The sequence below is a fragment of the Aurantiacibacter sp. KMU-128 genome, from assembly GCF_056933515.1.
This window is the reverse complement of the sequence record NZ_JBXORT010000001.1, coordinates 982001-1006054: the sequence shown is the minus strand read 5'-3', so window position 1 is coordinate 1006054 and position 24054 is coordinate 982001. Positions and strand designations below refer to the sequence as shown.

The following is a 24054-nucleotide window of genomic DNA, read 5'->3' as shown; positions in this document are numbered from 1 at the left end:
AGGTCGGATCTGCTCCCAGTTTTGTGTCACAGTCTTCCCTGTCCTTTCTGCGCGCCTTCAGCGCATAGACAGCCGCGGGCAGCTAAAGCAAGCCCAATAGGCGGCCTCGCCCGCTAGCCGTCATTCCAGTCAAACCCGTGCCAAGGCAAACTCTTCCGGTTCAAAAGCCGCGCTGTCAGCCGTGCATCTTCCTGCAGTTCTTGGATCATCTCTTGCCTCAAAGCTTCGGGCACGTAGGCTTTTGAAGGCCGGCGGCTATTGAGCCGATCAACAATCTTCAACAGACCGGTTCCCGTTGGAATGTTGACATTTAATCTGTCGAGCTGCCGGTAGGTAGCCCTTCGCAGCATGCCAAGGGCTCCTTGCAAACGGGTCGATGCAAAGCCGCGACGCTCGTTCCTTGCCGAATAGTCGTCCAGCTTGTGCGGAGAAAGACCGAGGAATTCGATTACCGAGGCGTGTGCGGCCTGCGCATTCTGACGCATTTCCTCTTCGAGAAGCATGACTTTTACGCGGTGTGCCGGAAATCTCTCCAGATACCGCGCCAGCTGGACTCCCGGCCTGCCCCAGAAACGGTAATCGCCCATCCGGTCTCCGGGCCTGACGGGGCCGCGAGCCCATGCAGTGGCGAAATCTGTTTCCCGCTCGCGCCCCTCGCGACAATTCTGCGCGTGCATGGCAATCGCGAGCTCGACGGGGTTACGCAGCATGACGATCAGCTTGATTCGATCTGCCTCTTTTGCAAGGCGCTCCCGCGCGAGCTCCGAGTACAGATATTTGGGCGTGGACTCACCGGTGAGCTTACCGGCAGATTCCGGAGGACAAAGCCTGTCGAGCCATTCCTGTTCGCTCTTGGCCGCTTCGGGTTCCGCACTCACATCCAAGACATCCGAAGAAAGGAAGTTCGGCTCTTTCCACAGCAGATAGGTATCCTCATGCTGCTGCAGCCACGAAAACATACTGGACGTGCCGCATTTGGGCGCACCGACAATAAAGAAATCAGGGAAACGCGTCATCACGACCTCGGTATCTGGAAGATGTCCGTGCGGATACCCAGCTGCTTGCGCGCTTTCAACGCCAATTGGATTTGCATTACAAAAAGCGAAACCGAAGTTCCGATGGCCGCGCCCAAAGCACCATATTGCGGCACCAACGCCAGATTGAGAATCACATTGGCAATCGCCGCCAAAATCGCTGCCTTCGCCACCACACCGCCATTGCGGGTCATCTGCAGTGCAATGCTCACCAACCCGCAACTTGCGCTTAAGGCTGTGCCGATCGCCAGCACAAGGCACGGCCAGTAGGAAGCCGCGTATTCCGGCCCGAAAACCAAGACCAACGCCCACTCGCCGAAAATCGCAAACGCAGCAACGAAGCCGAGCGCGGCAGCAGTGGCCGCCCAGCCCGTGTGCACCATCAGCCGACGCATCATTCCCAGATCGCCGCGCGCATGCGCGGCGGCGATTTGCGGCGCCGCGATAGACCGCAAGATTTGCGAGAGGATTGCCGCGATCACCGCAATCTGCGCGGCAATGCGGTACACGCCCGCTTCTTCGGGCGGCTGCAGAATGCCGAGCATCAGGATATCCGTGTTATTGCTGACAATCGTGGTGGCGGTGGTCGCCGTGAGCGGGAGCATCGCCAGCGTCCATTCTTTCCACCGGATTTCGGGCGTCGCATCGCCTGCTGGGGGCAGCACCCAACGAATGAGCGCCACAATCACCGCCCCGGCAATCAGCGTCGCACCAAGTTGCAGCCACAAGGCACCCACGCTGCCGGTGTCCAGCATGGCAAGGAACAACAGCAGCAGGCCGAGCATTGCGCCAGGTCTGATCAGCTGTTCCCCGATGCCCGAAAGCACCGGTCGCTCAAACCCGACCAGAATGCCGCGTTGCAAATGGATGAAGCCCATTGCCGGCACGATCAGCAGCACCAAGAGCGCGATCTGCGTTTCGCGCTCGTTCCACCACCACACGCCAAGGCCGATCGCGACCAGATAGGTGCCGATTGCCAGCCCGCCAAAAACCAGAAGGAGGATCAACTGGGTTAGATAGCCCCAGCGGATAACGCCGCGCAGCTTGCTCGCGTCGCCGGTTTCGCGGGCGTTTGCGATCTCACCGATCAGCAGCGTAGGCAGGCCGCCGCAAAAGGGCAGCGAAAGCAGTGTGGCAACGCCGATGGCGAAGGAGAACACGCCAAATTCGGCAGCTCCCAATTCGCGCGCGAGGATCGTGGAGACCCCCAGCCCCAGAACAACGGAGATGATCCGCAGCACGAACAGCCCCGCCGAACCGCCGACAAAATACCGCAGCAAGGATTTGCCACTCGCGCCTGATGGAGCGGGGTTCGCCATGGTTCCAGCTTCTCTCCGGCCAAAGAACGCGCTTAGCGCACCGCTTCGAATTGCATCCCTGTCAGCCGCGCATCGAGCGCTCCGCGGGTTTCATACGCTTCGCCGGTCAACACCAGCCAGTATATTTCGCAAGCGGCAGAAGCCGTAAAGGTCGCTGCCCGGTCAAGCGTTTGCGACTGCCCGCTTCCCGCAGCTTCCGGCGAGCCGGCGCAGAACAGCGAGACGCGCAAGTGCTCCGCATCGCTTGCCGGACTGGTGGTCGCAGCAAAGCGATAGGTTCCGGGCGATAGCCGGACGAGTTGCCGCGCAAGCTCGCCTGCCGTACGCCGTTCGACATAGATATCATAACCGCCATCGCCTCGGGCGGCGAAGGAGAGATCTCCGCTGCGCGTGCTGCGCCAGCCCATCGGCGCGTAGGCTTCATCGAGGGTGAACCCCGTCGGCGAGGCGTCTGGTCCGGCGAGGCGCGCCTCCCAATGGGCGAAGGCCTGCGCGAACAGGCCTCCATTGCCGAGCCCTTCAAGCAGCCGTGCATCGCTTTCTTCGGTCACACCGGCATCAACCGCCTGCCGCAATGCGTACATATTGGCAAGCCCGCGCGGCGAGCGCGGAATGCTGTTCCAGAACGCTCCCGCCCACACCGGCTCTGCGGCCAGAGCATCGCGGATGGCAATCACCGAAGCATCATCTTCGAGCGCGGCGGTGAGCGGCTGGACGAAATCATTGATGAGCGGCGGATAGAGCACCGATAGGCGGTTAATCTGCGCGAACAGGCCCGGCAAATCTTGCGCTGCGGCGACGCGCTGCAGTTCGAGCACGCCAAGCGAGCGGTTGCGCTTGTCAAGCCGCAGTCCGGCATTGACCAGCGCCTCGGCATCCGCAGCCCGCCCTTCTGCCGCCCAGGCGACAGCAATCGGGAACAGCGCATCGCTGGCCAAGGGCTCGCGCGCGAAGGCATCGCGCGCAAGACCTACGCCTGCCGCGTTGACATCCAGTTGCAAGGCGCTGTCGCTCTGCTCGACCTGCACGAGCGCGCTGGCAAGATCGGCCTGCCAGAAGCCGTTGAGATCGGCCAGTCGCGCGTCCACCCGGGCATTCGCCAAGCCCTGCACAAGCAAGAGCGGCGCCGCGAGGACAGCCAGCAGGCCGCCGAGAATACGCAGTACACGGGTCATCAGGCTGGCGCGCCCTGCGGTTCGCCTTCCTTGTTCCGCTCGCCATAGCCATAGCCGTAGCCGTAGCCATAACCGTAACCATAGGCGGCGTTGCGTTCATCCAGCTTGGTAACAATCGCGCCGAGCAGTTCGGCGTTGGACTGGCGCAGACGCTGGATCGCGCTCTCGATGTAGCGCCATTTGCCGTCATTGGCCTCGATCACCATCACCACCCCGCCAAGGCAGGCGGCGATCAGCGGAGCGTCGACCAGGCCAAGCACCGGTGGCCCGTCGACGACCACCACATCATATTCATTTTCCACTTCGTCGAGCAGCTTCTGGAACCGTCCGTTGGACAGCAGTTCCGCCACTTGCAAAGACTTGCGACCGGCAGGCAGAATGTCGAAACCTTCGAGATTCTGCGAACGCGACAGCATGGCGCGCCAGTTGTCGTCGCCCATCAGATATTGCGTGGTTCCGGAATTGCCGACCGCGCCGAGATAGCTCGACATGCCCGATTTGCGCAGATCGGAATCGAGCAGCAGCACCTTCTTGCCCTGACGGCCCAGCAGATAGGCCATCGCCACCGAGCTGAGGCTCTTGCCTTCACCCGGCCGCGAAGAGGTGAGCATGACCGAACGCGGCAAGGTTCCGCCTGCCGCATTGGCCACGTTGGCCGTGAAGCTGAAATAGGCTTCATAAAGGCTGGTGTAGGATTGCGAGAGATCCTCGACGATTTCGTCTTCCTCCACCGCCGGGATGCTGGCCAGCAGCTCCATCCCCAACCGCTCCTTGACCTGTTGCGGGTTGCGCAGGCTCTGGTTGAGCAGGTCGTAAAGGTAGACGCCAATCGCCACTACCAGCAGCCCGATGAACAGCGAAATAATCAGGTTCTGCCGCAGGCTCGGACTGTAATAGGCGCGCGGCACGCGCGCTTCGTCAACAACAAGCACATTGCTTTCGCCCACACCAACCACGCCGATTTCACGGAAACGCTGGAGCAGGCCGGCATAGAGCTCGCGCTGCGTATCCACTTCGCGCTGCAGGATGTTGTACTGCACGCTGTCCTGCCGCTGGTCGACCAACTGGCCGCGCAGCCGGTTTACCTGGGCCCGCAGGCTGTCTTCGCGCGCCTGCGCTTCACGATAGGCGGCCTGCAACCGGTCGACCGAACCCGATTGCTCGGAAGCAATCGCGCGATCAAGTTCCGCGAGCTGCGCACGCAGCGCCTGCACTGGCGGATAGTCATCGGTGAAACGCGAGGTCAATTCGGCCAGCTGCAACTGCACTTCGGCACGCCGGGTACGCAGGCTGGCTGTCGGGCCGGAGGCATAATTGTCCGCCGTTTCCGCGTTCGATCCCGAACGCGATTGCAGCGCCGCTTGTGCGGCAATGCGGTCCGCGGTTGCCTGTTGGAGCGAGGCGCTGAACGCCGCCAATTCGGTGGCCAGCAGCGATTGCGACGCCGTGTCCGCACTGTCGCCGTCGCCGGTACCGGTGCCGATGGTAAGAATGTCCTGATCCGCTGCATAGGTGATCAGATCGGCCTCCGCCGTTTCCAGCCGTTCGCGGGTTTCTGCGATCCGTTCTTCCAGAAAGTCACGTGCCTCGATCGAAGCGCCGAAACGGCGGCTGATGTCTTCGGCAATGAAGGCTTCGGCCCAGCCATTGGCGATCAGTGCTGCCAGTTCGGGCGATGGACTGCTGAACGAGATGTCCACCAACGAGCTGTTGAGAACCGGCGAAATGGTGATCCCTCCGCGCAGGATCCCGGCGATCGTCTGGTCGATATTGCCCTGCCCGTCGCCAGAAAGCTTATAGGTTTCCAGAAACAGATCATTGTTCCGCAAATCCAGTTCACGCGCCACGCGCAGCGCCAGCGAATTCGATTCGAGCAATTCGTATTGCGTCGGCAGGTACACACGCGCCGCGTTGACGCTTTCCTCTTCCAGCCCTTCCACATTGGTAACGTTGAGATCGGTCATCCCGATCTCGATCCGGGCGGTGGAGCGGTATTGCGGTTCGGCCAGCAGCGCAGCAATCGCGCCGATTGCCAGCGCGAGCGCAATAACGCCCGCAATCAGCAGCTTGTTGGTGCGGATCAGCTCAAGATACCGCTCGAACGGGATGACGTCGAAGAAACCGTCGCGTTCCTCCGGCATAGCCTGGCCGCCGCGTTGTCCACGAAATGCTGGAGCCGATGCACTGCTCGCAGAATCAATCATTCATAATACCTTGTATTCCCGTGCGTAGGGCACGTCTAACGAACACGCGCTACGCCACGAAGACGCTATGACAATGCTTCTGCCAGAATGCCACGGGCATGGCAAAAGCCAAAAACCGGGTGTCCGGACACCGTGCTTCTTTACCCCATCTCGCATATGCAGCAAGCCTTAGCTCTGCCGCGACTGCGCCGACCGCAAAACCAGAACAACGGCAAACACCGCAACCAGCATGATCGAAGGCGTGCGCAGCGGATAGTCAACACTGCTGTGGAGGACGATCAGCCCGAGAGTGAACACGCCGAGCAGCGGCGCGGACAGGCTGTCCCCGACCGCCCGCCGTGCGCGGATCGCACGCCATGCCGCAAACAGCAGCCAAATCGCTCCCGCGAGGAAGACGAGGACTCCGGGCAAACCGCCTTCGATCACCAGTTGCACCCAGTCGTTATGCGCATGGTTGAGATAACGGGGGCGCAGCAAGGCATCGGGCTCGATGGTGCGAAACGCCTGCTCGAACGCGCCGAAGCCAACGCCATAGGGGAAATGGTCGGATGCAAGTTGCAGCACATAGGGCAGGGTCTGGCTGCGCTGTCCTTCATCCAGCCCGCCCTCATAAAAGCCGTTCAGCCGTTCAAGCGCAGGAATCCGTCCGAGGAAAGCAAACAGCCCGATCATGCCGACCGCTGCGAGGGCCGCTGCGCCCCCTGCCAGCTTCTGCCAAAGGGGCACCGCACGATCGGACCGACTGTAGACAAAAATCATGCGCGCGCCATAAGCCAGCCCGATCAAACCGAGGATGGCCAGCCCGAAGCGCGAGGACGTGATGAGTATGCCCACTACCAGCAACAGGCGCGCGGCCGCCATCCAGATAGCCTTCTCGTCCCAGCCGCTGCGGCTCGTGCTGCCCGACTGGAACAGGCTGAAAACCAGCGCGATACCGAGAAAAAGCGCATTGTGGTTGCGGTTCGAAAACAGCCCCACCGCGCTGTCACCGTTGGTGATATCGTAGAAATAGAGCCCTTGCGACCCCGGCAGCACGATCTGCGCCGCGCCCAGCAGTGCGCTTGTCACGCCGGCAACAACCACAGCGGTCCGCAAGCGCCGCAGTCCCGATTGGTCGAGCAGCGACAACAAGACCAACGCCGCCAGCGGCACAACCAGCGCGGCGAGCGAGTTCATTGTACGCAGCGGCGAGAAGGTCAGCGGGCGGCTGTTACCGTCCATACCGAGCAATTGTTCGGCCGCGACAATGTCTTCGCGTCCGGCCAGCGAACGCCACAGTTCGGGTGGCAGAGGAACGAGTTGCAGTGCCATCCACAGCGCCAGCGCCACAAGCAGCCCCAGCGGCACCGCGATGCTGCGCAACTGTTCGCCGCTTTGCGCCCAAAGACCTACTGCCAGAAAGAGCGCGGCCAGGGCACGCAAAGGACCGGTGCTTTCAATGTCGAACCGCGAGCCGCCGCCCATCAGGAAAACCAGTGCAGCGAACACCACGAACAACCAGAAGGCGCGCTCCGCAGTCAAAACATACCAAGGCGTATTAGAACGCGGAATGGTTCAAATCCTTCACATTGCGACCGTCCCTGCAAGGTAAGTCCAAGCAGGAAAGAGCGGGGCAGTTACCCGCGAAACCAAAGGCTGGCAAGCGTTGAAGGGCTTTTGAAAACACCAGTTTACACAGGGCAACCGCACTGCTCTGGCCGCAACCTAGCATACGCGCATCACCCACCCGCGCGGTGCGTCCGCTTGCAATGGCGCTTGTAATCCAGCCGTAACATCGCCATTGCGGCCCCGCGCGGCAAACACAGCTACAGGCTCACATGAATTTCACCCATCCCTTCCTCGATGAAGACGGTGACGACAAGCTGCATGAGGAATGCGGCATTTTTGGCGTCATCAACGGGGAACGTGCCTCGTCTGCTACCGCGCTGGGGCTCCACGCCCTGCAGCATCGCGGGCAGGAAGCGGTCGGCATTTCCAGCTGGGACGGGACGGAGTTCTTCACCCGCCGCGCGCTGGGCCATGTGGCGGAGAATTTTGCGACCGAAGAATCGCTTGCCGAACTGCCCGGCCATATGGCGGCCGGACATGTGCGCTATTCCACCACCGGCGGATCGGGCCTGCGCAATATCCAGCCGCTTTATGCAGACCTTGCCAGCGGCGGCTTTGCAGTCGCGCATAACGGCAATATTTCGAACGCGGCGGCCTTACGCAAAGACCTCGTCAATCGCGGGGCGATCTTCCAGTCGACTTCGGACACCGAAGTCATCATCCACCTCGTCGCCACCAGCCGCTTCCCGACAATGCTGGAAAAACTGATCGACGCGCTGCGCATGGTCGAAGGTGCCTATGCGCTGATCGTGATGACTCCGCGCGGCATGGCCGCCTGCCGCGATCCGCTGGGTATCCGCCCGCTGGTGATGGGCAAGCTCGGCGACGCGGTAGTGTTCGCCAGCGAGACCGTGGCGCTCGATGTGGTCGGCGCTACATTTGAACGGCAGGTCGAGCCGGGCGAACTGATCGAAGTCGATTTCGACGGCAGCATCCGCAGCCACCGGCCCTTCGGCAATCCGCGCCCGCGCCCGTGCATTTTCGAACATGTCTATTTCAGCCGCCCGGATTCGATCTTCAATCAGCGTTCGGTGTACGAAAGCCGCAAGAATATCGGCATGGAGCTGGCGAAAGAGGCCCCGTGCGAGGCCGATCTGGTCGTTCCCGTGCCCGATAGCGGCGTGCCCGCCGCCATCGGCTACGCCCAGCAAAGCGGCATTCCGTTCGAACTTGGCATCATCCGCTCGCACTATGTCGGGCGCACCTTCATCCAGCCGAGCGACGGTGCGCGCCATGCGGGCGTAAAGCGCAAGCACAACGCCAATCGCGCCATCGTGGAAGGCAAGCGCATCGTGCTGATCGACGATTCGATTGTGCGCGGCACCACCTCGATGAAGATCGTGCAGATCATGCGCGATGCAGGCGCGAAGGAAGTGCATTTCCGCGTCGCCAGCCCGCCCACCGGCCATGGCTGCTATTACGGCGTCGACACGCCCGAACGCTCCAAGCTCCTTGCTGGCCGTATGGACCTCGCCGCCATGCGCGAATTTATCGGGGCGGAAAGCCTGGCCTTCGTCTCCATCGACGGGCTTTACCGTGCGGTGGGCCTTAAGGGCCGTGACGCTGCCAGCCCGCAATATTGCGATGCCTGCTTTACGGGGGAATATCCGACCCCGCTCACCGATCTGAAAGCCCGCCACGAAGGCGAGGCGCAGCTCACCCTCCCCGTCAGCGAGGACGCGTAAATGTCAGACAATCAAGCCGCACAACCGCTCGCCGGAAAGATCGCGCTTGTCACCGGTTCCAGCCGCGGGATCGGTGCCGCCACCGCCAAGGCGCTCGCCGCCAAGGGCGCGCACGTCGTCATCACGGGCCGTAAGGTGAAGAACCTCGAAGCGGTGGAAGACGCCATTCACGAAGCGGGTGGCACCGCCACCATAGCGCCGATGGATCTGACCGATGGGACAAGTATCGGACGGCTCGCCCAAGCGATTGCCGAACGGTGGGCGAAGCTCGACTTCCTCATCATCAACGCCGCGCAAATGCCGGTGTTGTCGCCGGTTACGCAGATCGACGCAAAACAGTTCAACGAGGCTTTGACACTCAACGTGCTCGCTACGCAGGCACTGCTCGCGGGCTTTGATCCGCTGCTCAAACGCTCCGGGGCGGGCCGCATTGTCGGCCTCACCAGCTCGGTGGGCAGCGAACCGCGCCCGTTCTGGGGAGCTTACGGCGCGAGCAAGGCGGCGTTCGAAAACCTGCTCGTCAGCCACGGCAAGGAAGTCGAGCGCATCTCCGAAATCCGCGTCGCAGTGATCGATCCCGGCGCGACTCGCACCGCCATGCGCGAACGCGCCTACCCTGGCGAAGACCCGCAAACGGTGAAGCCGCCCGAAGCGGTCGCCGACTATCTCGCCGCGCTGCTGGAGAAAGATTTCCCCAATTTACATCGGGAAAGAGTGGAAACCTCAGCTTAACCATATCGGGTAAGTTCGCGGTAAGCACTTGCGCTCATTTTGTGCAAAGCAAAGGCCGCAAGGCCGTCCTTACCAACCCGTCTGGAGCTGGCACCATGACCATGCACACCACCCTGCGCAATTCTTCCCGCAAGCGTTACGAACTCGCCGCCCAGGAAGACCGCAGCGCGCCGCGTACGCGGATCATGATCCCGGCGCAGCTCCGCGCCTCCGGCAACCGCGCCTTCCAGACGGTGGTGAACGACCTGTCGCTGAGCGGCTTTTCCGCGACCGCATTGAACCGGATGCACGCAGGGTCGATCTGCTGGCTGACCCTGCCGGGGCTTGAAAGCCTGCAAGCCGAAGTCGTGTGGTGGGAAAACGGCGTGGCAGGCTGCGCCTTCACGAACCTGCTCTCGCCGATTGTGCACGACAATATTCTGGCACGCTATCGCGGGGATGGCAGCTTCCGTAGCTAAGCCAAGGCTATCACCAGAAAGCGAAGAAAAGGGCTCCGTTGCGGGGCCCTTTTCGTATGTGGCTTTGCCCGCCGCACTGTGCGATATCGCAGAGAGCGCAACAGACCGGGTCGCCTCTCCGTGAAGACATTTTTCGCCACCACTGCCCTCCTCGCGCTCGCCGGTTTGAGCCTCCCGGCCCATGCGCAGGAGGCCGAGGAAACCGCTCTGGTAGAGGCCGTTATCCGTGCGCTCGCAGACGAAGATACAGCGTCGGCCAGCCGCATGATCACCGCTGTCGAGGGTCTTGGCGGCGGCGAGCAGCTATTCTGGACGCCGGCCGAGGCAATTTCGGCGCTATCAGGCTGCGAGGCAGAAGAACTGGAAGGCGCGCAAATGGATGGGCGCTATATGTTCCTGTATGAATGGGATTGCGGCAGGCGCTCCTATTCGGGCGGCATCGCCGCGAACGACAACCGGCGCAGCGTGCGGCTTGTGCATATCGAGGAGGGCCGGGAGGCTCCGGTGATGCTCCGCCGGCTGATTACGATGGCACCGCCGCCTATGATCCGTCTGCGCGCCTCCACTGCCGAAGGGCAGGCGGAAGGCGAACGCCGGGCTTCCGAATATGCACGCGAACTCGATCTGCTCTCGCTGCGCAAAGGCGAACGGTTCGCGCAGCTGCTGATCGACGGCGATATCGATACGCTGGCGGCGAGCTTCAACGAGTATTCGACCGCCCAATACGGCTTCCGCCCGCCCGAATTCGACGAGACCTTCGTCGAGATGAGCGGCACGGATTCCGAAGCGCTGCGAGCGCAGATCGAACACATCTACGCCACGCTCGGCAGGCCGACTGGCTATAGCTGCGAGATCGGCGAGCGCGAAACCGAATGCACCTGGCAATTCGCCAACCCCGACTATCACCTGATGGCCACTCTAAACGGCTGCTGCACCGACCGCTGGCAAATAGGCCGCATCCGCTTCGAGTACTCGACTCCGGAACGACTGGCAGAGTTTGAAGGTGTGAGGGAGTAGATTCTCCGATTCGTCATTTCCAGCGCAGGCGGGAATCCAAAGTAGCCGGCAAACAAGCTGGATCCCGCCTGCGCGGGGATGACGAAGTGCGATATTGCTGATTTATCGGATGAATGTTCGATTTGCCGCCCGATCCTCCCGCGTTCGATCCTGATCCTGTTATCGAGCGACTGGTCGAGTGCGGGCTGCAGCGCGCCGGTTTGACGGTGACTTATGACGATTTGCTTCAGGAAACCGTCGTAACCATCGGCGGAAACGCGGGCGCGAGTGCTGAAAATTTCGGGTGCATTTGGGAGTCGCTCCAGCATTATTTAACGCTGGACTTCGAGGCCGAGGGATTAGGCACGGCCTATTGGGAGTTCGTGGCGGCGCAGGAGCGGCCACGCCGCCTTGCCGAAAGTGGTCGCAGGCTCGCAGAAATTGGACTGCTTGAAGGATTTCCACGGCGGGATCTCTTCACAACCTTTGCGGACTATCTTCGCGCGCTGGAAAGACACGCGGGACTTGCCGAGGGCGAGTGGCTCAGCGCAGATGGAGAGACCGTCACTTTCCAGCCGCCAGAAGTTTCAGCAGGGCAAGACGCGACAGAAGATTATGAGCGTTCTGCAAGAATTCTGACGCTAATCCATTATGCCAGCTTGCTTAGAGATTTGCCCCATTTCGGCTTCGTCGGCAACGGGCGTGTCGCCGAGGACTAAATCCGCCCACTCCTTGTCATTCCCGCACAAGTGCGCAACGAGATGCCAATAGAGGCAAGCGGGACCCAGACCCGTCGCCGGGAACGAGGGCTGAAGGAGGGCGAGTTGAAGACATCATCAATGGTTCTTTGGGGCGCATTCCTCGCCTTTGTGGCGATTGCCATTGCAACCCATAACGACGTCCGTTTGTTCGAGCCATCCGGTGTAGTTGGAGGTATCAGACTTGCACTGGGCGCCGTATGGATCGGTTTTATCGCCTATTCGATCGAGTGCAGTCGGCGGGAAAATCTGTTCCGCACAATCGGTACGATGAAAGGGCTCTACTGGGGCCGCCAGATCGGGATAGACCTGTACATCTCGGTCTTTCTGTCAATTGGCCTTGTCTACCTCGTTACCGGCTCAGCATTACAGACTTTGCTGTGGTCGCTTGCCTTCATCCCATTCGCCAATCTGGCGATCCTGTTATTCATAATCCTGCATCTGGAACGAATTCTGACCCTGGCAAGCTTTTCTGGATAGGAAGGCGAATAGCGCCTAATCCCGCTCCATCGCTTTCGCTTTTCGCGTCGAGAACATTCCTGTCGTATCGACCACGGCTTTCGACAGATAGCTGTCGCCTTCCAGCCGCTTGAACTGGCGGTGGCCGACGAGGAACGTCACGATATCCGCCGCCTCGCGGGCTTCGTCTGATGCGACCAGCCGCACATTTTCGCGGCCTGCCAGCGATGCGGGCAGCTCGGACAGGTTCGGCTCCACCACCAGCACTTGTGCGCCTTCGATGCCCGCGACTTCCTCGACGATTTCGAGCGCGGGGCTTTCGCGCACATCGTCGACATCGGGCTTGTAGGTGATGCCGTAGCAGGCGACCGTGGGCACCTTGAACTTGTCCGCCAGCGCGCGGATTTGTGCGACCACGCGGTGCGGTTTGTCGTCATTCACCACGCGCGCGGTGCGGATGAGGCGGGCCTCTTCGGGCGCGCTGGAGACGATGAACCACGGGTCAACCGCGATGCAGTGGCCGCCCACCCCGGCCCCGGGCATGAGGATGTTCACGCGCGGGTGCTGGTTCGCCAGCTCGCGCACTTGCCAGATATCGGTGCCCAGCTTGTCGCAAATGATCGACAGCTCGTTGGCGAAAGCGATATTGACGTCGCGATAGGCGTTTTCGGAAAGCTTGCAGAGCTCGGCCACGCGGCTGTCGGTGATGTAGCAGGTGCCCATCACGAAGCTCTGGTAAAGCCGCGCCGCCTTGTTCGCGCAGTCCTGCGTCAGCCCGCCGATGATGCGGTCGTTGCTGACAAGCTCGCGCAGCATCTGGCCGGGAAGGATACGTTCGGGGCAATGGCACAGCGCCACATCGGCCACGCTGTCCTCGTCGCGGTAGCGCGGGAATGTGAGATCAGGGCGCTCCTCGGCAAGGATCTCGCCCAGCCGTTCGGTCGAACCGACGGGCGAGGTCGATTCGAGGATCACCACATTCCCCTTCTCCAGCACCGGCGCGATGGTGCGCGCCGCAGCCTCGACATAGGTCATGTCCGGCCCTTCATTCACCATCGGCGTGGGCACGGCGATCAGGAAGAATTCGGCAGGTTCGGGCGTGGTGGTGGCGCGCAGGCGCTTGGTATCGACAGCGGCGGACAGCAGCATCTGCAAGTCCGGCTCCTGGAAATGCGCCTGCCCTGCATTGACCGCATCGACAACGCTCTGGTTCACATCGAGGCCGATCACCTCGTGCCCCCGGCTCGCCAGCATGGCGGCGGTCGGCAGGCCGATATAGCCGAGCCCTACGGTGCAGACTTTCATTGGACGTTTGCTTTCACAAAGGCTGCGACCGAGGCAGCAATTTTGGCCGAGGCAGTGCCGTCGCCATAGGGGAACACGGCGCGCGCGCAGCTGGCGTAATGGGTTTCGTCGGCGAGCAGGCGGGTCGCCTCCGCCACGATCGTATCGACATCGGTTCCGACCAGCCGCGCAACGCCGGTGGCGACCGCTTCGGGCCGCTCGGTCACGTCGCGCATCACCAGCACCGGCTTGCCGAGCGCGGGCGCTTCTTCCTGAATGCCGCCGCTGTCGGTGAGCACGAAATGCGCGGCTTTCATCAACGCGACCATCTGCACGTAATCAACGGGCGGGATAAGGTGGATGGCGGAGGTGTCGCCCAGCCGTGCTTCGACCACATCCTTCACCTGCGGATTGAGGTGGACGGGGTAGACAATCTGCGCATCGCCGCGTGCGGCAATGGCGGCAAGCGCATCGCAAATGCGCGCGAACCCGTCGCCAAAGCTCTCGCGCCGGTGGCCGGTGACGAGCACCAGCTTTTTCGCGGTATCGAGCGGGACGGGGAGCGAATCGAGCTCGCCGCCCTTCAGCTCTCCGGCAATATGCAGCAGCGCGTCGATGCCCGAATTGCCGGTGATTTCGATATGGCGGTGATTGCCCTCACCTTCGGGACGTTCGCGGCGCAGGTTCTCGGCTGAGGCTTCGGTCGGTGCCCAGAGCAAGTCTGCCACCGCGTCGATGCTGATGCGGTTATATTCTTCGGGCCAAGGCCGCTGGATATCGTGGCTGCGCAGGCCCGCTTCGACATGGCCCACGGGCACACGGTTGTAGAAAGCCGATAGCCCCGCCGCCATCGCGCTGGTCGTGTCGCCATGCACCATCACGAGCCCGGGCTTATGCTCAGCAATCAGCGCATCCATTTCGCGCATTACGCGGGCGGTGATGTCGGAGAGCGTCTGCCCCGGCGTCATCAGGTCGAGATCGATATCGACGCTCTCGCCAAAGGCGGCAAACACCTGATCGAGCATCTGGCGGTGCTGGCCCGTCGAAACGACCTTGAGATCGACTTCGGGCACCTGCCGCAAAGCGCGCACCACGGGCAGCATCTTGATCGCCTCGGGCCGCGTGCCGATGACGAGCAGAACGGGCGTCACAGAATGCGCGCCGGCGAGAGAGTTTGGACTGAGTTCAACCACGCGGTTGCCTTAGCCCGCCGCCGTAAAAATATCGTTTCCGGCGCGTTCACTTAAATCGCTCAGCGCAGCATGGGCTCGGTGGGTTCCTCGCCGATGGTTACGCCTTGCACTCCGCGCCGCGCATCAATGGCGTTTTGCACGGCGGTGTAGAAGCCGTTGCGCTCTATCCCCTCGCCATTGCCACCGGTGCTGTTGCGCCAGTTGGAATTGGTGGCGATCACCAGATTGCGCTCCGGATCGATCAGGATGCCCTGCCCGAACAGCCCGCTCGCGGCGTAGACACCGCCCGGATAGGTCCACCATTGGTAGGCATAGCCGCGCCCGAAGCGGCCGGTCGGGAAGGCAGGCGCAACCGCCTCTTCGAACCAGCCTTCGGGCACCATACGCTCTCCGCCCGCCATGCCGCCGCCCATCGCGAACAGGCCGAAGCGCGCCATGTCGCGCGTGCTCGCTTGGATGCAGCAGCCGGAAATTTCGGAGCCGGTGTTGGAGAGAAGCCATGTCGCTTCCTGCTCCATACCGAAGGGCGCCCAGACCTTCTCTGAGAGATAATCGGCCAGATCCTTGCCCGTCGCATTGCGCACCAGCACGCCGATCATATTGGTTTCGCCCGTATTATACTGCCAGCGCGTGCCGGGCTCGGCCTCGCGCGGAAGCTGGCGCATATAGTCGACGAGCGAATCTACTTCGGGGTCGGCAGAGATGTGTTCGTTGAAGCGGGCGATATCGCTTTCGGGATCGCTGTAATCCTCGTTCCAGCGCACGCCGCTGCTCATGGTGAGCAGCTGCCTGATGCTCACCCCGTCATAGGCCGAGCCGGCGAGATCGGGGATGTAGCGGGTGACGGGATCGTCCAGACTGTCGATATAGCCGTCCTGAATCGCCGCACCGACCAGCGTGGAAGTTAGGCTCTTGGCGACCGAAAAGCTCGTCCATCTGCCATCGGCGCTGAAACCGAGGCCGTAGCGTTCGAGCACGACTTCACCATCATGCACCACCACGATGGCGGAAGCATTCTGGCTTTCCATAAAGGCATCAAGGTCAAAATCGCCCAGATCAAGCGGCTCGCCATCGGGCAGCGGGTAAGTCGCCTCGCCCGCCTCGATCACCCGCGCTTCCGCAAGCGCGGGAAAGGCGTCCAATGCGCGGAAAGCCGCATCGCGCGTCTCGACATCCCAGAACAGCACGTTGCGGTCGGTCGGCATATTGGCGAGCACGGCGCGCTGTTCGTCGCTCATCGAGACATAGGCCGCGCCGCAGCCCGCCAGCACAATCGCTCCGACGCCGATTAGCCACTTTTTCACCCGCGCTCTCCCTTATTCACCTTGGGCGTCGATAGCAGCCTGTACCGCCTGATAGAAACGGTAACGTTCTCCGCCTTCACCGCCGCTACCTACCGCATCGGCCCAGTTTGCATTCGTCGCAATCACAAGGTTACGCGCAGGATCGATGAAAATCCCCTGCCCGAAAATTCCCGATGCCTGATAAGCGCCCTGAGGTTCGGTCCACCATTGATAACCATAGCCGTTGCCAAAATCACCCAGACGAAATGTAGGCTGCGTCGCCTCGGCGAACCAGCCGTTTGGCACGATCCGCTCGCCATCGATGGTGCCGTCGGTCAGCGTGAAGAGACCAAACCGCGCCATGTCACGCGTCGTCGCCTGAATACAGCAGCCTGCGATTTCCTGCCCGGTCGCACCAAGGAGCCAGGTGGCATCGCTTTCCATGCCGAAGGGCGTCCAGATTTTCTGCGAGAGATATTCGGCCAATGGAATGCCCGTCGCCTCGGTTACCAGCACACCCACCAGGTTGGTCTCACCGGTGCTGTAACGCCAATTTGTCCCCGGTTCGTTGGCGCGCGGCAGATGGCGCAGATAGCTGACAGTGGTGTCCAGCCCATCTTCCGCGACATGGTTGTTGAAGCGCGCCACGTCAGAATTGGGATCGGAATAGTTCTCGTCCCAACGCACACCGCTGCTCATCGTAAGCAATTGACGAATGGTGACCCCGTCATAGGCCGAACCTTGCAGGTCCTCGATATATTGCGTCACCGGATCATCAAGACTGCCGATATAGCCGTCTTCGATCGCCGCGCCGACCAATGTTGACGCGAGGCTCTTCGCCACGGAAAAACTCGTCCAGCGGCCCTCGGCCGAAAAGCCGAGGCCATACCGTTCGAGCACAATCTCGCCGTCATGAAGCACGACGATTGCCGCGCTGTTTTGTGACTGCATGAACGCATCAAGGTCGAAACCGCCAAGATCGAGTGGTTCGCCTTGGGGAAGTTCCCGCGTCTCGCCGCGAGCCTCGATAAGGCGTGCCTGCGCAAGCTGCGGAATTTGGTCTAACGCGCGGAAAGCCGTGGCCCGCGTTTCTTGCGACCAGAAGAGCACATTATTGTCTTCCGGCAATGCCATCTGTGAAGTGGGCGCTGGCACCGATGCCGTGTCCGCAACCAAGTCTTCGCCGCTTTGGTGAGCACAGGCAGTCAGCGTGAGCAGGCTCACGGCGAAGGGTAAACCTATTCTCTTCATGTTGCTGATCTCCTGTGCTCAGTCCGCTTTAACAAGCGTCACCTGGCTAACCGTAATCGCGCCGCCGCGAAAGCCGCCTTCGCAATACATCAGGTAAAAGCGCCAGAGATCGCAGAAGCGTGTGTCGAAGCCTTCGGGCAGCCTGCCCTCGCCTTCCGCCGCGTCGAAGGCCTTGCGCCAGGCGAGCAGTGTTTCGGCATAATCGAGGCCAAAATCTTCCTGATCGCGCCAAGCGAGCCCGCGTTGCTCCGCCAGCGCGCGGAACTCGCTGGTTCTGATGAGGAGGCCGCCCGGGAAAATGTAGGCTTGGATGAAATCGGCGGATTTGACGTAGGCGTCGAACAGCTCGTCGCGCATGGCGATGAACTGGATCGCCGCGCGTCCACCGGGCTTCAGATTTCGCGCGACGCAATCCATGAAAGTCGGCCAATATTCGCGGCCCAAAGCCTCGACCATTTCGACGCTGACAATGGCATCGAACTGGCCTGACGTATCGCGGTAATCCTGTTTGAGGAATTGCACGCCGGGGTGATGCTCTCGCGCCCAGGCCAGCTGCTCGTCCGAGAGGCTGATCGCATCCACCCGCGCACCCTTGCTGGCGAAATAGGAGGACAGCGCGCCCCAGCCGCAGCCGATTTCGAGCACGCTGGCGGGTTCGCCCACACGCTGCGCCAACCGTTCCCATTTGCGATGCTGCGAGGTCTCCAGCGCGCCCTCGCCCACATGATAACCGCTCGAATAGCTCATCGTCGGATCGAGCCACGCGGCGTAGAAATCATTGCCGAGATCGTAATGCGCGTGGATGTTCTTTTCGGCCTGCGCCTTCGTATTGCGGTTGAGTTTGTGCAGCGCCTTTGCCGCCCAGCGCCACGGCCCCTTGGCGCGCGCCAGATCGCCCAGGCTGTCCGCATTATCGACAAACAGCGCGAACAGGCTCACTGGATCATCGCTCGACCACTCGCCCGCTTCCCATGCCTGATATAGCCCGACCGAGCCTCCCGTCGCGACGCGGAGCAATCCGCGCCAGTCGTGCAACGTAACCGCAACTTCAAAACCCTTGGCGCGTCCGCCAAGCTTGCGGCGCGAGCCATCGGGCAAGGTGCCGTGCAGCGTGCCCCGCGCAAGGCCTGCATCCATCCGGTCGAGCAGCTTGCCGACAGCGGGCGCAAACAGGCGCGCCAGCAGACCCGGCGTGCCGCCGTAACGCTGCCCGCTATCGAGCAGTTTGCCACCTCTCATATGCCCCGCATCCATGGCGCGCCTTATGCCGCCGTGACGTCATGCCTGCAAGGCGGGCTCAGCCTTTGTCCTTCATCGCATGATAGGCCGCCAGCGCCCGTTCGCGCGCCGCCTTGTGGCCGATCATCTTGCGCGGATAATTGTGTGGCCGCCGCCCGAATTCGTCGGGATCATGGACATAGGGATCGTCGAGATCGGCCAGCTCGGGCACCCATTGGCGGATGTAATTCCCCGCATCGAATTTCTCGCTCTGGCTGAGCGGAGCCATGATGCGCACGAACATATTGCTGTCCACCCCCGTGCCGCTCACCCATTGCCAATTGGTCGCGTTGGAGGCGTAATCGGCATCGCACAGCGTATCCCAGAACCACCGCTCGCCATGCGTCCAGTTGATGAGCAGATGCTTGATGAGGAAGCTCGCGGCAATCATCCGCACGCGGTTGTGCATCCAGCCGGTCGCCCAAAGCTCGCGCATTCCGGCATCCACAATGGGGTAGCCTGTCTGCCCGCGCTGCCATTTCTCCAGATCGGCCTGAATATCTTCGGAGCGCTTGGGGTTGCGCCAGAAATCCTCGCCATAGCCTTCGCGGTAGGGTTCCAAGCCGTAGTCGGGGAATTGGCAAATGACGTTCTGCGCATAGTCGCGCCACACCAGTTCGGAGCGGAAGGTGTTCGCGCCTTCGGATGTGTAGCGACTCATCGCTTCCCACAGCATTCGCGGGGACACTTCGCCGAAATGCAGGTGCGGGGACATCCGGCTGGTGCCGTGGATGCTGGGCAGATTGCGCTTGTCGTCATAGTCGCTGACTTTGTCGAGATAGGCCTCGAACGCCGCCATCGCGGCGGCGGTGCCGTGCTGCTCACCCCAGAAGGTGCGCATTCCGCCCGCCCAATCGGGCTTGGCGGGGAGCAGGTCGAGGTCTTCCAGACTGTCGCTGGCGGGCCAGCTTTCGGGCGAGGAGAGGCTCGGTTCAGGCAGGATATCGAAACCGTCGATGGCGGCGAAGGTCGCTTTCCTGAACGGGGTGTAGATCTTGTAGGGATCGCCCGATCCGGTTGTCACCGCGCCCGGCGGGAGCAGGTAATTGCCGTCATGCAGTTCGAGCGGGATGGCGTCCTTCAGCGCCCCTTGCGCCTTGCGCCACCACGGCTCGTAATGGCGGATGGCGTGAACGCATTCCGCGCCGGTTTCCTCGACCAGTTGGGGCAGCACATCGGTGACCTTGCCGCGCCGCAGGATCAGCTTTGAGTGATGCCGCGCAAGATCGTTCTGGAGCGCCTCCAGCGCGTGGTGCAACCACCACCGGCTCGCCCCGCCCATCGCGTGATCGCCGGGTGTTGCGTCATCGAGAATATAGACCGGAATAACCGGCCCAGCCTGCGCGGCGGCGGTAAAGGCCGGTTGGTCGGTGAGGCGCAGGTCACGCCTGAGCCAGACTATTTGTGGTGCGGACAATTCTCTCTCCGACTGTCCTGAGCCTGTCGAAGGACTGCTTTTCCTTCTGGACAAACGCGAAAAGTAAAGGGCAGCCCTTCGACAAGCTCAGGGCAATCGGGTTTTGGGGCTTAACGTGGTGCCTAGCCTTAGGGTTCCACACAAAAATCCGCAGGAATTTCGATGCTGAAGTTGCCGCGTGCACGCGGATCGTAGAATCGCGCATCGCCGAGAATTATCGTTCCGTCCTCCTGCCGATCCAACACCGGCGTTCGGCTCCAGAAGAGAAATGCATCAATCTGGCTGCTGGCGGCACGTGCCGCGTCAAGGTCGCATTCCGAAAGAAGCATGTCCCCTATCACATCAGAACCTATAGCTGCCCAGCCATCCTCATTCCATTGGACAATATCTCTAAGTGGTGAGGCAATCGGAGGTGGACTCGCAATTATGACGTCAGCCTCGATCATGTCATAAGGTTCCCAATTCTCCTCTGACCATGTGATGTAACTCTGCACCCCGATATAAGCCAGCACCCCGGCGAGCACGACCCGCGCCGACTTCCGCCAATCACCCCCGCGCTTCTCCTGCCGCAGCGACCACAACAGGCCCAGCCCCATCAGCGCCCAGAGCCACACGTCAATAATGAACAGCACGTCGCCGTAGAACCATTGCGAGGAAAACGGCTCCAGCAGGCGGATGCCGTAGACATTCATCCAGTCGAGCGCGGGGTGGGTCAGGCAGCCGAGTAGCGCCAAGCCGTAAAGCCAGCCGAAATGCACCGGCACCCGCCCCTCGGGCCGTTTGCCACGAGAGGCCTGCCAGCGGTCCCAGCCCCATAACAGCCCCGCCAGTATCAGCGGCAACAGCACCAGAGCGGGCGGGCCGTGAGTGATGCCGCGGCGGAAACCCAGATGCTCCGTCCCCTCCAACCAGAAGAAGCACGCCGCATCGACATCGGGCAGGTTCGCGCCGATAATCAGCGCGGGCATGGCGAGCCCGGTCTTCTTCTTGAGGCCCGTCTGCCCGATCAGTGCGCCAACCAGCGAATGTGTAAGATTGTCCAAGCCCTGCCTGCCTTTCGCCCTCGTCTCACCGCGTTTTGCCGCCAATTGCAAGCACGCTGCCCAAGCCCCGCGTTGATTTCGTGTGCGATGCAGCATAAGGCTCGGCCCCGCAGTGTGGGGGTCACCAGAATTTCCGTATGAAGCCCGTTCCCGTTCCTCCGCCATCCTTGGCGCACAAGCTGAAGCGGCTTGTCTGGCAGGCGGTCTGGCTGGTGCTCTACCGCCCCAGCCCGACGCCGCTGCATGGCTGGCGGCGCTTCTTGCTGCGCGCATTCGGTGCGAAGATTGCGAGCGGCGCGCATCCCTACCCGTCGGCGCGCATCTGGGCACCGTGGAACCTAACCATGGCAGAGAAAAGCTGCCTTGGCCCGCACAGTGAATGCTACAATGCCTGCCACGTCACGCTCGGCAGGCGCGCGATTGTGAGCCAGCACGCCTATCTCTGCACGCCGAGCCACGAGATCGACGATGCCTTCACGCTGATCGGCGCGCCGATTGTGCTCGAAGACTGTGCCTGGGTCGCGGCCAAGGCGATGGTCGGCCCCGGCGTAACCGTGGGTCGCGGCGCGGTGGTCGGCGCGGGCGCGGTGGCGATGAAGGATGTGGCGGCGGGCAAGGTCGTGGTCGGCAATCCGGCGCGCGAAGTGGGCGAAAGCGAGCTGGGTGCGAGCGACGGGAAAGTGATCCGGCAGGCCGACGCATGAGCAAACCCACCGTCACCGCCGTCATCCTCACCAAGAATGAGGAGCAGCACCTTCGCCGTGCGCTCGAATGTATCGAGCCGCATTGCCACGAAATCGTGATCGTCGACAGCGGCTCGACCGATGCGACCAAGGCGATTGCACGGGAATTCGGCGCGCGTTTCGAATTCAATCCGTGGAAGAATTACGCCACGCAGTTCAATCACGGGCTGGCACTTGCTGGCGAGAATTCGGACTGGATTCTCCGGCTCGACGCGGACGAAATCCTCGATCCCGACTGGTATGCGCGCTTTGCCGCGCTGGTGGCGGCAAAGCCGGAGACGACCGGCATTGCCCTGCGCCGCACGATGACCTTCCGCGGCAAGCGCATCCGCTTTGGCCTTGCCCAAACCTGGCAGCTGCGCCTCTTCCGCGCCGGTCGCGGCACCTGCGAGGCGCGCTGGATGGACGAGCATATCGTCGTCGACGGGCCGGTCGAGCAGCTTGCGGTCAATATGGTCGACGACAACCTTAATGATCTGCGCTGGTGGACCGAAAAACACCTCGGCTATGCCGACCGCGAGGCGGTGGACCTGCTGATGAGCGCGCGCGAACAGCAAGCCACCAGCCAGCACGGCTCGATGACCGGACAGGCCAAAGCCAAACGCTGGATCAAGGACAATCTCTACGCCAAACTGCCCATCGGCCTGCGGGCGCTGATGTTCTTCATCCTGCGCTATGTCTTCGCGCTGGGCTTCCTCGACGGGCTGCGCGGCTTCCAGTTCCACGTGCTGCAAGGCTTCTGGTACCGGCTCTATACCGACATCCGCGTCGCCGAAATCCGCGAGGCGCAGGCAAAGCACGGGCTTTCGCTGGAAAGCGCTATCGAGCAGGTGACCGGTATCGTGGTCGCGCCGAAACCTGCCCTCCCAGGCGGAGACAAGCGTGCCGGATAAAGCAGGCAAAGCCTCCATCATTTTCGTCAACCGCTATGTCTGGCCGGATCGCAGCGCGACCTCGCAGATATTGTCCGACGTCGCTTTCCACCTCGCCGAGCAGGGGCATGATGTGCAGGTAATCGCCAGCCGCCTGTCCTATGAAAGCGACGAAGGCCCCTACCCTGCCCGCGAGACGCATCGCGGCGTGACGCTGCACCGCGTGGCGACGCCCAGCTTCGGGCGCGGATCGATTGCGGGGCGGATTGCCGACTATCTCGGCTTCTATGTCAGCGCTTTTTTCAAGACCTTGGCGGTAGCGAGGAGCGGCAGCGTGGTGGTGGCGAAGACCGATCCGCCGGTGCTCTCCTGGCCCATCGGCATCGCCGCACGGATGAAGCGTGCCAAGCGCGCCAACTGGCTGCAAGACCTATACCCCGAAGTCGCCGAGGCGTTCGGCGTGGTGCAGAGCGACAGCCTTGTCACCCGCATCACCCGCACCCTGCGCGACCGTTCGCTGCGCAAGGCGGACATGAACGTGGCCATTGGCGAGCGCATGGCCGATCTGCTGCGCAAGGCGGGCGTTACGGAGAATCGCATCACTGTCATCCCCAACATGACCGACGATGAGAGCATCCGCCCCATCGCGGCGGCGGACAATCCGCTGCGCAAGGATTGGGGCTTTGCGCCCGATGATCTGGTGGTCGGCTATTCGGGCAATCTTGGCCGTGCGCACGAGATCGAGACGATCCTCGGCGCGGCGGAGCTGGCGCAGGAAGAGCGGCGCAGCGATATCAAGTTCCTCGTCATCGGCGGCGGCTTTCTGCACGAGCGGCTGGAGCGCGAGATTGCGGTGCGGCACCTCAACAACTTCACGCTCAAGCCCTATCAGCCGCGCGACAAGTTGCCATTGTCGCTGACCGTGCCCGATGTGCATTGGGTGAGCCTGCTCCCCTCGCTCGAAGGGCTGATCGTGCCGAGCAAGTTCTACGGTGCGGCGGCGAGCGGGCGGCCAGTGATCTTTATCGGCGATACGGCAGGCGAGCTGGGTGACATTGTGCCGCAATCACAAAGCGGCGCGGTGGTGGGCGTGGGCGAATCCGAAACTTTGGCGCAGCTGCTCTTCGCCTATGCCGACGATCCTGCGCGCCGCCTCAGCGATGGCGGCAACGCCCGCGCGCTGGTGGAATGCGGCTTCAACCGCCGCGCTGTGTTCGCAAAATGGGATGCCTTCGCCGCGCAGTTCGCGCGCTGATCGGTGC

At 62.1% G+C, this 24054-nt stretch carries 21 protein-coding genes; 9 read left to right on the top strand and 12 right to left on the bottom strand.

The annotated features are described in order from the left end of the window. Window positions 1–113: 113 nt before the first annotated feature. The 5 genes from ACS0VV_RS05110 to ACS0VV_RS05090 all read right to left on the bottom strand — a co-directional run bounded on the left by ACS0VV_RS05110 (window position 114) and on the right by ACS0VV_RS05090 (window position 7253). Window positions 114–1016 (bottom strand): sulfotransferase domain-containing protein, encoded by a 903-nt coding sequence (locus tag ACS0VV_RS05110; protein ID WP_483531649.1) that lies wholly within the window; start codon window positions 1014–1016, stop codon window positions 114–116. After that, on the bottom strand, window positions 1016–2353 hold the full coding sequence (locus ACS0VV_RS05105) for an oligosaccharide flippase family protein (protein WP_483531648.1): 1338 nt from the start codon (window positions 2351–2353) through the stop codon (window positions 1016–1018). Before ACS0VV_RS05105 ends, ACS0VV_RS05110 begins: the two co-directional genes overlap by 1 nt. 32 nt (window positions 2354–2385) lie before the next feature. Further along, entirely contained in the window at window positions 2386–3528 is a 1143-nt protein-coding gene (locus ACS0VV_RS05100) for a hypothetical protein (RefSeq protein ID WP_483531647.1), read from the bottom strand. After that, window positions 3528–5732, bottom strand: coding sequence for a GumC family protein (locus ACS0VV_RS05095; RefSeq protein WP_483531646.1), 2205 nt, complete (start codon window positions 5730–5732; stop codon window positions 3528–3530). Before ACS0VV_RS05095 ends, ACS0VV_RS05100 begins: the two co-directional genes overlap by 1 nt. Before the next feature lie 168 nt (window positions 5733–5900). After that, complete coding sequence (locus ACS0VV_RS05090; RefSeq protein ID WP_483531645.1) at window positions 5901–7253, bottom strand: O-antigen ligase family protein; 1353 nt, start codon at window positions 7251–7253, stop codon at window positions 5901–5903. 296 nt (window positions 7254–7549) lie between these two features. On the opposite strand from ACS0VV_RS05090, the gene purF reads away from it, so the two are divergent. The 6 genes from purF (at window position 7550) to ACS0VV_RS05060 (ending at window position 12449) form a co-directional block, all read left to right on the top strand. Beyond that, entirely contained in the window at window positions 7550–9025 is a 1476-nt protein-coding gene (gene purF / locus ACS0VV_RS05085) for an amidophosphoribosyltransferase (protein WP_483531644.1), read from the top strand. Then, complete coding sequence (locus tag ACS0VV_RS05080; RefSeq protein ID WP_483531643.1) at window positions 9026–9757, top strand: SDR family NAD(P)-dependent oxidoreductase; 732 nt, start codon at window positions 9026–9028, stop codon at window positions 9755–9757. A gap of 101 nt (window positions 9758–9858) precedes the next feature. Beyond that, window positions 9859–10215 carry a PilZ domain-containing protein gene (locus ACS0VV_RS05075; protein ID WP_483533501.1) on the top strand — a complete coding sequence of 119 codons (357 nt, stop codon included), beginning with the start codon at window positions 9859–9861 and terminating at the stop codon, window positions 10213–10215. Window positions 10216–10335: 120 nt separating this feature from the next. After that, window positions 10336–11232: a hypothetical protein gene (locus ACS0VV_RS05070; protein ID WP_483531642.1), complete on the top strand. Its 897-nt coding sequence runs from the start codon at window positions 10336–10338 to the stop codon at window positions 11230–11232. 113 nt (window positions 11233–11345) lie between these two features. Continuing rightward, a complete protein-coding gene (locus tag ACS0VV_RS05065; RefSeq protein WP_483531641.1) occupies window positions 11346–11930 on the top strand; it encodes a hypothetical protein in 585 nt (194 codons plus the stop codon). Window positions 11931–12035: 105 nt separating this feature from the next. Then, complete coding sequence (locus ACS0VV_RS05060; RefSeq protein ID WP_483531640.1) at window positions 12036–12449, top strand: hypothetical protein; 414 nt, start codon at window positions 12036–12038, stop codon at window positions 12447–12449. Between the two features lie 15 nt (window positions 12450–12464). Here the strand turns inward: ACS0VV_RS05060 and wecC are convergent, their stop codons facing one another. The 7 genes from wecC to ACS0VV_RS05025 all read right to left on the bottom strand — a co-directional run bounded on the left by wecC (window position 12465) and on the right by ACS0VV_RS05025 (window position 21177). Continuing rightward, window positions 12465–13733 carry a UDP-N-acetyl-D-mannosamine dehydrogenase gene (gene wecC, locus ACS0VV_RS05055; RefSeq protein WP_483531639.1) on the bottom strand — a complete coding sequence of 423 codons (1269 nt, stop codon included), beginning with the start codon at window positions 13731–13733 and terminating at the stop codon, window positions 12465–12467. Continuing rightward, complete coding sequence (gene wecB / locus ACS0VV_RS05050; protein ID WP_483531638.1) at window positions 13730–14863, bottom strand: non-hydrolyzing UDP-N-acetylglucosamine 2-epimerase; 1134 nt, start codon at window positions 14861–14863, stop codon at window positions 13730–13732. Before wecB ends, wecC begins: the two co-directional genes overlap by 4 nt. Before the next feature lie 101 nt (window positions 14864–14964). Next, complete coding sequence (locus ACS0VV_RS05045) at window positions 14965–16209, bottom strand: serine hydrolase domain-containing protein (protein ID WP_483531637.1); 1245 nt, start codon at window positions 16207–16209, stop codon at window positions 14965–14967. 12 nt (window positions 16210–16221) lie between these two features. After that, window positions 16222–17322 (bottom strand): serine hydrolase domain-containing protein, encoded by a 1101-nt coding sequence (locus ACS0VV_RS05040; RefSeq protein ID WP_483531636.1) that lies wholly within the window; start codon window positions 17320–17322, stop codon window positions 16222–16224. Window positions 17323–17457: 135 nt separating this feature from the next. Beyond that, a complete protein-coding gene (locus ACS0VV_RS05035; RefSeq protein WP_483531635.1) occupies window positions 17458–18693 on the bottom strand; it encodes a class I SAM-dependent methyltransferase in 1236 nt (411 codons plus the stop codon). 43 nt (window positions 18694–18736) lie between these two features. Then, window positions 18737–20134 carry a cryptochrome/photolyase family protein gene (locus tag ACS0VV_RS05030; RefSeq protein ID WP_483531634.1) on the bottom strand — a complete coding sequence of 466 codons (1398 nt, stop codon included), beginning with the start codon at window positions 20132–20134 and terminating at the stop codon, window positions 18737–18739. A gap of 128 nt (window positions 20135–20262) precedes the next feature. Beyond that, window positions 20263–21177 (bottom strand): metal-dependent hydrolase, encoded by a 915-nt coding sequence (locus ACS0VV_RS05025; RefSeq protein WP_483531633.1) that lies wholly within the window; start codon window positions 21175–21177, stop codon window positions 20263–20265. 167 nt (window positions 21178–21344) lie between these two features. On the opposite strand from ACS0VV_RS05025, the gene ACS0VV_RS05020 reads away from it, so the two are divergent. The 3 genes from ACS0VV_RS05020 to ACS0VV_RS05010 are packed head-to-tail and all read left to right on the top strand — an operon-like array spanning window position 21345 to window position 24047. Continuing rightward, on the top strand, window positions 21345–21881 hold the full coding sequence (locus ACS0VV_RS05020) for an LbetaH domain-containing protein (protein ID WP_483531632.1): 537 nt from the start codon (window positions 21345–21347) through the stop codon (window positions 21879–21881). Next, entirely contained in the window at window positions 21878–22813 is a 936-nt protein-coding gene (locus tag ACS0VV_RS05015) for a glycosyltransferase family 2 protein (RefSeq protein ID WP_483531631.1), read from the top strand. The genes ACS0VV_RS05020 and ACS0VV_RS05015 overlap by 4 nt, the downstream gene beginning before the upstream one ends. After that, the gene (locus ACS0VV_RS05010; protein WP_483531630.1) at window positions 22803–24047 is read left to right on the top strand and encodes a glycosyltransferase family 4 protein; all 1245 of its coding nucleotides are present in this window, start codon (window positions 22803–22805) and stop codon (window positions 24045–24047) included. Before ACS0VV_RS05015 ends, ACS0VV_RS05010 begins: the two co-directional genes overlap by 11 nt. Window positions 24048–24054 lie beyond the last annotated feature (7 nt).